Annotated in this window: 12 protein-coding genes; 4 read left to right on the top strand and 8 right to left on the bottom strand. The window is 69.4% G+C overall.

The window, feature by feature from the left end:
* The first annotated feature begins 228 nt into the window (after positions 1–228).
* Both LQF10_RS17590 and LQF10_RS19545 read left to right on the top strand, forming a co-directional pair.
* Complete coding sequence (locus tag LQF10_RS17590) at positions 229–933, top strand: M50 family metallopeptidase (RefSeq protein ID WP_231065107.1); 705 nt, start codon at positions 229–231, stop codon at positions 931–933.
* An 88-nt stretch (positions 934–1,021) separates the two neighbouring features.
* Positions 1,022–1,201: a DUF8730 family Cys-rich protein gene (locus LQF10_RS19545; RefSeq protein WP_231065106.1), complete on the top strand. Its 180-nt coding sequence runs from the start codon at positions 1,022–1,024 to the stop codon at positions 1,199–1,201.
* 8 nt (positions 1,202–1,209) lie between these two features.
* On the opposite strand, the gene LQF10_RS17580 is transcribed toward LQF10_RS19545, so the two are convergent.
* Both LQF10_RS17580 and LQF10_RS17575 read right to left on the bottom strand, forming a co-directional pair.
* On the bottom strand, positions 1,210–2,670 hold the full coding sequence (locus LQF10_RS17580) for an acyltransferase domain-containing protein (protein WP_231065105.1): 1,461 nt from the start codon (positions 2,668–2,670) through the stop codon (positions 1,210–1,212).
* Complete coding sequence (locus LQF10_RS17575; RefSeq protein ID WP_231065104.1) at positions 2,667–2,948, bottom strand: hypothetical protein; 282 nt, start codon at positions 2,946–2,948, stop codon at positions 2,667–2,669. The genes LQF10_RS17580 and LQF10_RS17575 overlap by 4 nt, the downstream gene beginning before the upstream one ends.
* 54 nt (positions 2,949–3,002) lie before the next feature.
* Between LQF10_RS17575 and pgi the strand changes: the two genes are divergently transcribed.
* Positions 3,003–4,685, top strand: coding sequence for a glucose-6-phosphate isomerase (gene pgi, locus LQF10_RS17570; protein ID WP_231065103.1), 1,683 nt, complete (start codon positions 3,003–3,005; stop codon positions 4,683–4,685).
* A gap of 193 nt (positions 4,686–4,878) precedes the next feature.
* Entirely contained in the window at positions 4,879–5,919 is a 1,041-nt protein-coding gene (locus tag LQF10_RS17565; RefSeq protein ID WP_231065102.1) for a type IV toxin-antitoxin system AbiEi family antitoxin domain-containing protein, read from the top strand.
* On the opposite strand, the gene LQF10_RS17560 is transcribed toward LQF10_RS17565, so the two are convergent.
* The 6 genes from LQF10_RS17560 to LQF10_RS17535 are packed head-to-tail and all read right to left on the bottom strand — an operon-like array spanning position 5,916 to position 12,705.
* Entirely contained in the window at positions 5,916–8,069 is a 2,154-nt protein-coding gene (locus tag LQF10_RS17560) for a right-handed parallel beta-helix repeat-containing protein (RefSeq protein WP_231065101.1), read from the bottom strand. The genes LQF10_RS17565 and LQF10_RS17560 overlap by 4 nt on opposite strands.
* A gap of 45 nt (positions 8,070–8,114) precedes the next feature.
* Positions 8,115–9,119, bottom strand: a complete 1,005-nt coding sequence (locus LQF10_RS17555; RefSeq protein ID WP_231065100.1) for a hydroxyacid dehydrogenase — start codon at positions 9,117–9,119, stop codon at positions 8,115–8,117.
* Between the two features lie 22 nt (positions 9,120–9,141).
* Positions 9,142–10,044, bottom strand: coding sequence for a dihydrodipicolinate synthase family protein (locus tag LQF10_RS17550; RefSeq protein ID WP_231065099.1), 903 nt, complete (start codon positions 10,042–10,044; stop codon positions 9,142–9,144).
* Positions 10,041–10,847, bottom strand: coding sequence for an SDR family NAD(P)-dependent oxidoreductase (locus tag LQF10_RS17545; protein ID WP_231065098.1), 807 nt, complete (start codon positions 10,845–10,847; stop codon positions 10,041–10,043). The genes LQF10_RS17550 and LQF10_RS17545 overlap by 4 nt, the downstream gene beginning before the upstream one ends.
* A complete protein-coding gene (locus LQF10_RS17540; protein ID WP_231065097.1) occupies positions 10,844–12,001 on the bottom strand; it encodes a mandelate racemase/muconate lactonizing enzyme family protein in 1,158 nt (385 codons plus the stop codon). The genes LQF10_RS17545 and LQF10_RS17540 overlap by 4 nt, the downstream gene beginning before the upstream one ends.
* Entirely contained in the window at positions 11,998–12,705 is a 708-nt protein-coding gene (locus tag LQF10_RS17535; protein WP_231065096.1) for a GntR family transcriptional regulator, read from the bottom strand. Before LQF10_RS17535 ends, LQF10_RS17540 begins: the two co-directional genes overlap by 4 nt.
* Positions 12,706–12,808: the final 103 nt, after the last annotated feature.

Genomic DNA, 12,808 nt, shown 5'->3' with positions numbered 1-12,808 from the left:
CGCCATTGCGCGAACGCTGGATGAACGCCGGGCGAACCATGTGCCGCCACCCGATGACCTCGGACTCGTCCCTGCATCCTGGGCCCGTCCCGGCACTGTTGTGGTCGCCTTCGTGCGCAGAACCGGTCATCACCCTGCCCGAGCAGATGCCCGAGCCGCCCAGAGCGACGAGCCATGTGGCAGCGGGCGGAGCGCGGAGTTCTCAGGACCTTCGCCTACGCTCGCCTCGTGGACCTGTGGAACGAGATCGTCACGCGCGCGGCGCCGTCGGACCCGGCCGCGCTCTCCGTGCGGGATCTCGCCATTCTGCTCGCCGCGACCCTGATCGTGGTCTCATTCGGGCCGATCTGGCGACTGGTCCGTCTCGCCGTCACGCTCGTGCATGAACTGGGGCACGCCGTGATCGGCATCCTCGCCGGGCGCCGGTTCACCGGCTTCGTGCTGCGGATGGACGCCTCGGGGCACGCCGTCACGCACGGCCGGGCCCACGGTCCTGGGCGCATCCTCACCACATGGGCCGGCTACCCGGCTCCGGCGGTGGTGGGCGCGGGAGTGATCATTGCGAGCGTGCATGGGTGGGCAGCACCCGTGCTCGCGCTCGCCCTGGTGATTCTGCTCGGCTCGCTCATCCGGATCCGGTCGGTACTCACGGCCGTGGTGATGCTCGCGGTCCTGGCCGGGATCGGCGCCTTGTGGTGGTTCGCCGACGCCCGCTGGCAATCCCTTGCCCTGCTGATGCTCGGTGCAGTGTTGCTGTTGGGAGCATGGCGGCACCTCGGTGCCGTGGCCCGTGACACCTCTCGTGGCAGCGATCCGGCAGTATTGGCTGCCCTGACGCCGATCCCTCGCCTGGTCTGGATGGGCACGTTCGTGCTGGTGCTGGCCGGATCGACGTGGTTGGCGGGCTCGACGGTGCGCGAGTTGCTGATCTGAACTGGGTGCGCCGCTCGAGCGTGCGGGCACTCGTCCCGGCCAAGCTCACTGCGCACCACGTCTTGACCCTCGAACGAAAGGAGAACTCATGTGCCGAGCTGTGACATGTACGAGCTGTGGAAAGACCACGTGGGCCGGTTGCGGTGACCATGTCGAGGAGGTGATGCGCACTGTGCCGCGCTCGCAACAGTGCCCGGGCCACGCGGAGGATTCCGGCGCCGAGGGGCAGCGGGGCGGCGGCACATTCTCCCGGATCGTCGGGCGCTGAGGAAGCGGTCAGCGGCCGGAAGCGATCCACCCGCGCCGAGCCAGCACCGCCGCAATGTCCGGCCGGTAGTAGCCAGGCCCCTTGAGGACCTTGCCGTCCTCGCGCAGGATGGGCCGCCCGTCTGCGCCGAGCTTGGACAGGTTCGAGCCCTGGATCTCGGCGAGCACATCGGCCAGCGGGATCCCGCACTCCAACGCCATCCCGTACAGCACGTAGATGAGGTCACCGATCGCATCGGCCCCCTCGACGACGTCCCGTGCGCCGTCATCGGCCCTCACCGCCCGCGTATACGCCTCCTCCATCACCTCACCGGCAGCCGTGCCGTACACGGCACTGACCAGTTCCGCGAACTCCTCCGCGATCAGCGCCATCCGCATCGGCACCCGGTCCGAGGTCAGCGACGGCTGCGATCCGACCGGCACCTGGTAGACCTCGTGGAACTGACGCACCAGCGCTTCCGGCACCTCCGCACCTGGCCTGGCGAGGTCAGTGCGAGGGGGATCGGCCAGGGCAACCTCGGAAGGGACAGCCTCGGAATGGGTGAGGTCATCTCCTGGCTGAGGGCCGCCGTCGGGAATCTCCGGTAAGGGCGCCACGCCCTCGCAGGTACGCCACTCACCCCCGCCGCGCAGATGATCGCCCGCCGCACGCTGCAGACTGGACTCCGCCGGCAAGGCCTCGAGATCGACCTGCCCGCGGCGCGCGAACACGAAGAACAACACGTCCGCATTCCCCAGCGCGGTCTTGCCGGTGAGCTCCCAACGCCGTCCGAACGCCACGATGTTCGAGTGTTCCGGCAGCACCTGCGCCAGCTGCGGGTCCAGCAGCCAGCTCATACAGTGCAGCCCGACGACTGGATAGTCCGGGAAGTGCCGGGCGAAGAACGGCGCCACCCGCGCGAAGGACGCATCCACGGCGGCGGGGGCGAGGGAGCCCGTGCGGGGGATGTGGGCCGAGGCGCGCACTGCACCGCCAGCACCGTCGACCTTCTCGAATGTGTACTGCAGGCGCCCGAGCCAGTACAGTCCGCCAGCCCAGGCGTTCAGCACCCAGCCATGGGTATGGATGCCGAACTCGCCGAAGGTGAGCCGGTGCACTGCCACCTGCTGGCCGAGATCGGCCAGGGAACGCCAGGAGATCGCGTCGCTGATCCCGCGGCCGCGGTGAAAGGTGCGCACCTCGGGCACGGTGGCCAGCAGGGCGCCGAGGGCGTGCTCGGGCTCACCCGGGCTGCCGTCGGTGATGCGCCAGACGTCACCGGCGATCTCGCGAGTGACGTCGCCGATCCGCTCATGCAGCAGCGCGGAGAGCTCGACGATCCGCTCGATCGCGGCCGGGTCGTCCGCGAGCCGGGAGCTGAGAGCGAGCATGTCCTGGGCGTCGGCGTCAGTGAAACCGAGCAGGGTGAGGGTCTCGGGGAGGTCCGCAGCCGTGAGCCGGGCGCGCACCTGCGCGGGGGAGAGGGTCATCGAGCGTCACCCGAGGGCGCTGGCTTCCCCTCTGCATCGGTGAGGCGTTCGACGGCATCGGTGAGCCGCTCCGGTGCCCCTACCCCGGTCCGCGCCACCTTGGCTTCGAACGCTCTCGCGGCGAGGTCATTGGCACGTTCGCGCTGCTCGGCGGCCAACTGGTCGATCTCGTCGGCGAGCTCCTGCGCCCGATCGGCTGCACCCTCGGCCGTCGGATCGAGTTCGGTGAGTTCGGCCTGGATCTCGAGCATCCGGTGGCGGAAGTCTGCACTGTCCACACTGCGAGGCTACCGTGTGAGGCGTCACCCGCCGCGCCTCGTCAGGGAGAAACCGTGACCAGCACCCCCATCGACGCCACCAGCACCGCCGCCTGGACCGAGCTGATCGACCACTGCCGCACCCTCGAGCCGGATCTGCGGGGCTGGTTCGCCGACGACCCTGCGCGCGCGGGCCGCCACACCCACCAGGTGGCCGATCTGCACGTGGATCTGTCGAAGAACCTCGTCACCGACGAGACGTTGCAATTGCTGGTCCGCCTCGCCGAGGATGTGCACCTGGGCGACCGTATCGAGGCGATGTTCCGCGGCGACCACATCAACGTCACCGAGGACCGGGCCGTCCTGCATACCGCGCTGCGCCGGCCGGCCGGTGCGCAGCCGCCGCTGCACGTGGACGGACAGGACGTGGACGCCGATGTGCACGCCGAACTCGCCAAGGTGTACGCATTCGCTGAGAAGGTGCGCAGCGGGGAGTGGACCGGGGTGACCGGCCGGCCGGTGCGCACGGTGGTCAACATCGGCATCGGCGGCTCCGACCTCGGCCCGGTGATGGCGTACGAGGCGCTGCAGCCCTACGTGGCCGGTGGCCTCGAGGTGCGGTTCGTCTCCAACATCGACCCCACCGACGTGGCCGAGTCGACCAAGGACCTGGACCCGGAGACCACGCTGTTCATCGTTGCCTCCAAGACGTTCGGCACCCTGGAGACCCTCACCAACGCACGGATGGCCCGCGCGTGGCTCTGGGAGAACCTGCAGGCCGCCGACGCCATCGAGGATTCCGAGGAGGCGCGCACCGGGGCCGTGTCGAAGCACTTCGTGGCCGTCTCCACCGCACTCGACAAGGTGGCCGCCTTCGGCATCGACCCGGAGAACGCGTTCGGGTTCTGGGATTGGGTGGGCGGGCGCTACTCCGTGGACTCGGCGATCGGCACCTCGCTGGTGATCGCGATCGGCCCAGCGCGCTTCGCGGAGTTCCTGGCCGGCTTCCATGCCGTGGACGAGCATCTGCGTACCACCCCGCTGGCACAGAACGTGCCGGTGCTGATGGGGCTGCTGAACGTCTGGTACGTGAACTTCCTCGGTGCGGAGAGTCACGCCGTGCTTCCTTATGCCCAGCACCTGCACCGCTTCCCCGCGTACCTGCAGCAGCTCACCATGGAGTCCAACGGCAAGAGCGTGCGCTGGGACGGCTCCCCGGTCACCACTGACACCGGGGAGATCTTCTGGGGCGAGCCCGGAACGAACGGCCAGCATGCCTTCTACCAGCTGATCCACCAGGGCACCCGCCTCATTCCGGCCGACTTCATCGCCGTCGCGAATCCGGCGCACCCGCTGCGAGATGGCGAGACGGATGTCCACGGGCTGTTCCTCGCGAACTTCTTCGCGCAGACCAAGGCGCTGGCGTTCGGTAAGACTGCTGAGGAGGTCCGTGCGGAGGGAACGGCCGAGGCGATCGTCCCGGCGCGGGTGTTCGAGGGCAACCGGCCGACGACGTCCATCCTCGCCTCGGCGCTGACACCGTCCGTGCTCGGCCAGCTCATCGCTCTGTACGAGCACATCACTTTCGTGCAGGGCGTGGTCTGGGGGATCGACTCCTTCGACCAATGGGGGGTGGAACTGGGCAAGCAGCTTGCCGGTGAGCTCGCGCCCGCCGTGGCCGGGGACGCCGAAGCGCTCGAGAGCCAGGACGCCTCCACGAAGGCGCTGATCGAGAAGTACCTCGAACTGCGCGGCTGATCTGGCGGGTCGCTCCCTACTCGTGGCGGCGGTCGCGCGGCCCGCTTGTGGTGTGAATTCGGTGTGCGTCGTGCACCGGATCCACACCACAAGGGGGCGGGCGTCGTCCACAGCTACGCGCCGATGGCTGCCTGTCCACCGCAGCCGACGGTCCGGGCGTGGTGGCCACGTCGATCTGGCACGGTGGGCGCGCATGAGGTCGCGACTCGAGATCACTCACCCGGCGGTGGTGGAGTTGCGGCTGCGGCAGGACGGTGTCATCACACGCCGGCAGCTGTTCGAGGCCGGCGCCGAACCTCACGATCTGCAGCGATTGGTTCGACGGCGCGAGATCCGGCGGATCCATCCTGGCGTGTACGTGGACCACACCGGCCCGTTGACGCGGCGCCAGCGGGAGTGGGCCGCGGTGCTCGGGGCTTGGCCTGCGGCGCTTGCCGGCCCCTCGGCGCTACCAGGCCCACCGCCCGGCAGAGTGCACATCGCGATCGCTCGTGGGCGGACGGTCAGCGCGCAGGACGGCGTGGTGGTTCACTGCACTACTGGCCTGCAGCAGCGGGTCCTGTGGCAGCGCTCGCCACCGCGGTTGCGGATCGATCACGCGACCATCGATGGCATGTCGGCGAAGATCCGCGTCGGCGATGTTGCTGGCGCGTTCGCTGACCTTGCGCGGGTAGTGGGCTCGAGGCAGACCACGATCGAGCGGATCCTGGCCACACTCGAGGCCAGGAGTCGTGTCCACGGCCGGACGATGATCGCCGGCATGCTGACCGATGTGCGAGACGGCGCATGCTCGGTGCTCGAGCGCGGCTACCGCGACCGCATCGAGCGTGCCCACGGTCTGCCGCGTGCGAGCCGGCAGTATGTCAGCGCCGCCACGGGCGCCACCACCTTTCAGGACGTTCGGTACGAGCGGTACTCACTGGTGGTCGAACTCGACGGTTATGCCTTCCACTCCGGTGCCGCCGCGCGCGACAACGATGCCGACCGTGACCTGGCAGAGCCTGGCCGCCACGGGTGCTCCCACGGCGCGCGTCACCTACGGCTTGGTGTTCACCACCCCGTGCCGCACAGCCGGGTGGATCGCGACGATCCTGCGCAACCGCGGCTGGCGTGGCACCCCGCGCCCCTGCCCGGCGTGCCCGCAGCCGGACCCGGACCGCTAACGATGTGGATCCAATGCACGTGGCGCACCGGATCCACACCACAAGGGCTTCAGTGGGCGCTGCGTCGCTAGAAGACTGATCGTGCGCGTGTGGGTGGGGTCGGGTCCGGCAGCGTTGACTGCCCGGACGGGTGCCGGCGCCGGTCGGCCGGGCGGGGTCCGGCGTCGGTGATCGCTGCGAGGGCGGTCTGCAGATCGTGGGCGGGCGAGTCCGGGAGTGGGGTGAAGTCGCCGGCGCGAGGGTCCTGCAGCAGCGGATCGGAGACGCCAGAATGGGCGTCGCGACCTGCCGCGAGCCATTCCTCGTCCGCGCCGTGCACAAGCGACCAGCTGCGATGCCCGTCGGCGACTTCGACTCGCCCGTTGGCCGCTATCACAGCACCCGGTGCGGGCGCGTAGTCCCAGATGAGGTTGAGATCGCTGCGGACGTTGAACGCGCGCACGTCGTCCGGGCGGTCATGGTGTCCACCGAAGGCCGGTCGACCATGCCCGAGGATCACGTTGTTCATCATGGTGAGCCCCACCTGATCCTCGGGCCGGGTGATCGCCACCTGCCCCTCGCCACCGAACGCGAAGAGGTTGTCCCGGACGATGTTCTCGCGTCCGTAGTGCAGGTGCATGCAGTGGCTGGAGGTGTCGTGCACGGCGTTGCCCTCGACGATTACGTGCGAGGACGCCTCGTCCAGATAGATGCCCCAGCCGCCGTAGTTGCGGCATTGCACGTCGTGGATGTGGTTGCGGCGGACCACGGTGCCCGGCGCGATCCCGAGCAGGTAGATGCCGCCCATGTCGTTGAGCTCTCCCTGGCCGAGGTGGTGCAGGTGGTTGCCCTCGATGATGTTCCCGACCGACGAGCTGGCGTGGTAGTCCCAGACCCATCCCACCGAGATCGCCGTGTAGAGCATGTCCGCGATCTCGTTGTGGGCGATGACGTGATGCGCGCCGTGCTGGACCAGAATGCCCACGCAGCCGGGGTAGACGCGCCCGCCGGAGCGGATCGTGCAATCGCTGATCTCGTTGTGACTGACGAACCCCGGCGACGTTGCCTCAGCGCTGCCGCCCGCCCGGACGCCGCCGGCACCCAGGTCGGTGAGTTCGATCCCGGAGAGCAGGGCACCACGGGTGCCTTCGCCGAGCTCGATGCCGTAGCCGCCGACGTGGGAGACGCCGCCACCGATGATGGCGCAGGCGTGGGCGTACCGCAGCTGCACCGCGGCCGGGATCTGGCTGGCGGCTTGGATGTCGCTGCCGTACTCGCCCGCGGGCAGGAGCGGGTCCTCCCGCACGCCGAACGGCGGAACCGCTGAGGGTGCAGTCCGGAAGTCCGCGTAGGCGAACTCAATGTGCTCGAAGCGCACCTCTCGCACGGGCTCCGCGGCACTGCCCTCGATCCGGACAAAGACGTCGATCACTGGCAGTTGGGCCCGCAGGGACCCCGGATCCTCCCCCGGAAGCGGGGCGTAGAGCACGTGTGCCGAGCCCAGACCGCTGACGGCGCCAGAGGCGTCCAGGTACCACTCACCGCCCGCCTCGCCGAGCGCCTCCACGACGTTGTCGAGGAAGTAGGTCGCGAAAGTCTTCGCACTGTCGTCGCGCAGCGCGAACAGGCTGCGGTACGGGCTGACGACAGTCCGCGTCTGGTGGTCGATACTGCCGATCGGCAGGCGCTCCTGTACCCAGTAGTGCGGGACGACCACCTCCACCCGCTCCGGCTCGGACAACTGCGGGATGTCACCTTCGGCGAAGGTGAACGTGTCGCCCCCGTCGAACATGGTGCCCACGCCGTGAGCCGCGGGGTCGAGGTCGCCGGCGCTGTCCATGCGCAGCCGCCCGGTGCGGGGCAGGCGCGGGCGGGAGCGGCGCTCTCCCTCCAGGTACAACGCACGGCCACCGTGCGCCGGTGCCGGGGCCGCCAGCACCTCGTGACCGTTGACGGTGACGGGCCGCCAGCCGGTGATCGCTGCGGATCCGTCGAAGACCGGCGGGTCCTGCGGATCGAGGGCGACGAAGGAGGTGAAGGAATCCGCCGGCCCCAGCGCCAGCGTCTCGTGATGGCTGTAGCGACCACCGGCGACCCACGCCACGGCGCGCTGGCCCGGGGTGCGCCGGGAGCGGATCAGGGCCATCGCCGTCAGGAGTGAACCCACCGGATAGCCCTGGGAGCCGTCGGCGTAGCGTGAGCCGTTCGGGTGCACGAACACCTCGATGCGGTCGCTGGACATGGGACTCCTCGGGTGCGCGTCGGGGATGGAGGGGGTTGGTCGCGGTCAGGCGCGTAGCCGCGCGGCACCCACGGTCACTTGATGCTCGAGCGGCCGGCCGTCGATCCAGCGCTCCAGCTCGCCGACCACGAGCCTGCCCAGCGCCCGGCGTTCGGTGCCGATGCTGCCGGCGATGTGCCCCGTGAGTTTGACGTTCTCCAGGTCGTACAAGGGGCTGCCGCTCGGGGGCGGCTCCGGCCAGGTCACATCGAGGATGGCGTACAGGTCGTGCCGCCGGCGCAGCAGGTCCACCAGGGCGTCCTCGTCCACCAGGGCGCCGCGGGCGGTGTTGATCAACGTCGCGCCATGGGGCAGCGCAGCGAGGGCCTCCGCGCCCACCAGCTGGTCGTTCTCCCCGGCGATCCAGGGCGCGTGGATGCTCACCACGTCGCTGCCTGCGAACAGTTCCGTCAATGTCTCGTGCCGGTGAACGCCGACGGCGTCCCGTTCGTCCAGGTACGGGTCCCACACGCCGATGTGGTGGCCGAAGCGGCGCAGCCGCTCGGCGACCTTGCGCGCTATCGAGCCGAAGCCGACCAAACCGATCCGCCGTTCGTCGATCCCCAGGCCGGTGTGATCGGGCAGGAACGTCTGTGTGGCGCGCAAATGCGTCATCGCGCGGTGCTCGCCCTTGAGCGCCAGGACCGTGTTCGCCACCACGTACTCCGCCACCGGGTCGTTGTTGGCGTCGGCAGCTGAGACTAGGTCGATGTCGCGTTCCCAGAACTCCTCCGTGACCAGAGGGCGGATCGATCCGGCGGAGTAGAGCACCAGTCGCAGCGACGGCATCTTCTCGAGCAGCTCCGGCGTCAGGCGGGGCGTGCCCCAGCCGGCGATGAGCACCTCCATCTGCGCCAACCGAGGGGAGGCGAGGAGGGACTCCTTGGTGGCGTGCACGTCGTCACTGATGGTGAGCAGCGTGTCCACCCGTGCTCGTTCGGCGCTTCCGAAGACGGCCTCCAGGGCGTTCGGATCGAGTAGGTAGCCGGCCACTGGGCGCGGTGCGGTCATGTCTCTCCCTCGGTCAGGATGCTCAGGTCGTGGCCGAGGCTATCGCCGCCGGGAGCGTCGAGACCGTGGCCAGCCGTGCCAGCGCCGCCTCGTCGAGTTCGCCGTGCGGTGCTCGCACCCCGCCCAGCTCCAGGCCCTCCCAGCGCAGCAGCGCCTTGATGACCGAGACGTTGTAGCGGCCAGAGCCTTCGGCCCGTAGCGCCTCCACCGGGCCGACGTACTCCTCGATCAGGCGGTGCACCGCGGTCAGATCGCCGGTGGTGAGGCCACGGTGCACGGCCATCGCGATCTCCGGGCGGGCGTTGGCAATGCCTGAGGTGAATGAGGTGACGCCGATCGCGGCAAATGCGGGGCTGTTCCATTCGGCCAGACCGTTGATCCACGTGCATCGGGACCCGGACCCGTCCCGCAGCAGCGATCCGAGGGTGTGCAGATCGGGTCGCGCGTACTTGATGCCGACCACGCGCTGGTGGTCGGCGAGGTCGCGCAGCTGCGCGACCGACAGGCGCGTGGTGCGCAGGTACAGCACCAGCGGCAGCGCAGACATGTGCGCGAGTTCGGTGTAGAAGCGGACGAGACCGGTTCCGTCACCGAACGGGTCGGCGGGTTCGTGCACCATCGCCGCGTGGTAACCGAGGGCATGCGCGAGCTCGATCTCCTCGAGCATCCCGGCCATCGGGCCCGCGACCCCAGCGAGCAGCGTGCCGGAGTGCCCGGCTGAGGCCACGGCCTGCAGCACCGCACTCCGTTCGGGGCCTTGAAGCTGATGCACCTCGGCGGTGTTGCCCAGTGCGGTCAATACCGGAACCCCGCCGTTGCTGACATGGGCGGCCAGGGCGGACACTGCGTCCTGGTTCACCTGTGTGGTCCCGTCGCGGTACCCGGTGACGAGCACGGCGGTGACGCCGTCGAGCTCGATCCTCATGCAGAACCTTCCCGCTCAGAGACGAGCGCGATCTCGGCCGTGGCCTGCCTGGCCTGGACGCTGAGGCCGCCGTCGATGGTGATGACCTGCCCGGTGATGTAGGCCGCCTCCGGCGAGGCGAGGTAGGCGGCGAGACCGGCCACCTCACCGCCGGTGCCTGCGCGCCCGAGTGGGATGGGGGTGACCTCAGCCTGCTGGACGGCGGGATCTTCGCCCTGGTATCGCGCGTTCGAGATCGCACCCGGTGCGATGGCGTTGACGCGGATCCGGTGGGGCGCCAGTTCCAGCGCGGCAGCGCGTGTGAACGCCTCAATCGCGCCCTTGGTCGCGTCGTAGGCGACCGCCTCCCGGTGCGCCTTGGTGGCCCCGATGGAGGAGATGTTGATGATGCTGCCGCCGCCCACCATCCGCTCGGCTGCCCCCCGGGTGCACAGATAGGTTCCCCGCGCCCCCACCGCGAACTGCCGGTCCCACTCGGCCAGCGTCAGGTCGAAGAACGGTACGCGCCCGAGCATCGGCACGGCGGCGTTGTTGACCAGCACGTCGATTCCCCCGAGTTCGGACTCGACCCGCGCCAGCATGTGCTCCACGGCCGCCGGGTCGGAGACGTCCGCCGGCACGGCGATCGCCCGGCGACTCCCGGTGCGCAGCAGACCGGCGAGTTCCTCGGCCTCACCCTCGACCACGGTGTTGATCGCGACGTGCGCGCCTTCCGCGGCGAACCGTTCGGTGATCGCTCGCCCGATGTTGCGCGACCCGCCGGTGATCAGCACCCGCGCGCCGGCGAACCGCCCCGCGTTCATGGTTTCACCCTCACCCGATCGATCACCGAACCGGAACCGGCATCCCAGCGCAACGGACCGGATGCCTGCAGCAGACGATCAGCGTCGATGGTCATCCCCAGCCCGGGTCCGGTCGGCGCCGTCAGCCGGCCCTCGCGGTAGGTCACCGGGTCGGTGACGACGTCGCCGTCGTAGAGCAGTGGTCCGACCGGGTCGGCAGCGACCCGCGCGCTCACGGTCGCCAGTCCCAGGTGTGCGGCGGCTGCGGTCCCGATCGAGAGTTCCTGGGTGGTGCCGATGAGGCACTCGAGGCGGGCCGCCTCAGCAATGGCGATGACCTGCTGGGCGGGGGTAATGCCCCCGAGGGCGAACAGCCCCACGTTGAACACGTCCACGGCACGCTCGGAGGCGAGCCGGAGGGCCGAACGGGCGTCGTAGATGTGCTCGCTGACGGGGATCAAGGTCCGACGGCGCACCTCGGCCAGGCCGTCGATGTCACCTTCGTACGCGGGGGCCTCCACCAGGGCGTAGTCGACATCGCGAGTGCGCTCGATGAAGCGGATGGCGGCAGGCGCGTCCAGGAGGTTGGAGAAGTCGAGGGATTTGATCTGAATCCGTTCGGCGAACCGTTCGCGCAGCAGGCGCAGGAACTGCTCGTCGAGGTCCAGGTCTCCGCCGACGTAGATCCGGAACATCGAGAACCCGCCCGCCAGGCGATCAGCGACCACCTCGAGGTTGGCCGCGACGTCAGCCTCGCTGCGCTGGCGGAAGATCGGATAGGCGACCGGGAGTGCCTCGCGCACCGCCCCGCCGAGCAGGGAGGTCACGCTGCGCCCGGTGGCCTTGCCGCGTAGGTCCCAGAGTGCGATGTCGACGCCACAGCGGATCACCGCGCCCTTGTCGTAGAGGGTTCCGGCAGGAGGAAAGGCCTCGGCGAGTAGCCCCGTCAGCCGGTTCGTGTTCCAGATGTCAGCGCCGATGAGCATCGCCTGCAACGTCGAGGTCAGGTCATCCACGTCAGGGTGGAACCGGGGCAGGTGCTGCAGGTCGGACATCTCGCCGATGCCGAGGAGCCCGTCGTCGGTATCGAGTTCGACGATGACGTGCCCGCAGACGAAGCCGGTCGATCGGGCGACGTTGACCGGGGTCAGCCGCACCGCGGTGATCACGCTCACGCGTGCGACCCGTTCTCGAGCGCGCGGAGAGTGCCCGCTGCTGCAGTGCTGATGTGACTGCGCAGCAGCGTGGTGGCCGACTCGACGTCGGCCCGCTCGAACGCCTCCAAGAGCCGGGTGTGCTCGGTGAGCTCCTCGTCGTAGGTCGCCTGCACGTGCCAGCCGGCGGTGGCGATGAAGCTGCTCAGCGCCTGCAACTTGTCGAGGAAGTCGATGAGCAGATCGTTGCCGCAGGCGGCGTAGAGACAGCGGTGAAATGCGCGGTTGGTCACGCTGAGCTCGGCGGTGTCGTCCGCACTGACCAAGGCTTCGGTGCGGGCGAGAAGGCCACGTGCCTCCTCGAAGCGGCTCGCGCCCCGGGAGTTGATCGCCATCCGGACCGCCTGCGGCTCGACAGCGAGCCGGGCATCGGTCACCTCACGCACGATCGCGGCGTCGAGGACCCGCACCCGCATCCCCTGATAGGCGGTGGAGACGACCAGGCCGCTGGACTGCAGTTGCTTGAGCGCCTCGCGAATCGGGGTCTTCGAGACTCCGAGCATGGCGGAAAGCTCCCGCTCGACCAGCGGGGTGCCCTGCGGCAGGCGTGCATCAAGGATCGCCGCCTGGATGACGTCGCGGACGCGATCGCCTCGGGAGACGGGCTGTTCGAGGGCGAGCGCCGGTCGAGAGGGCGGCTCAGCCACCGCCGGTGGTGGGGTCATGCGACCCATCTTTACCAGTCTCACCCTTCGATCGCAAGACATTGTATCTGGTATCGCACGATGCTATCGTCGCCGTCTCGCCCGCGATCGGCGAGACCACCGA

The sequence above is a fragment of the Ruania halotolerans genome (assembly GCF_021049285.1).
Lineage (GTDB): Bacteria > Actinomycetota > Actinomycetes > Actinomycetales > Beutenbergiaceae > Ruania > Ruania halotolerans.
This window is presented reverse-complemented; position numbering and strand designations above follow the sequence as displayed.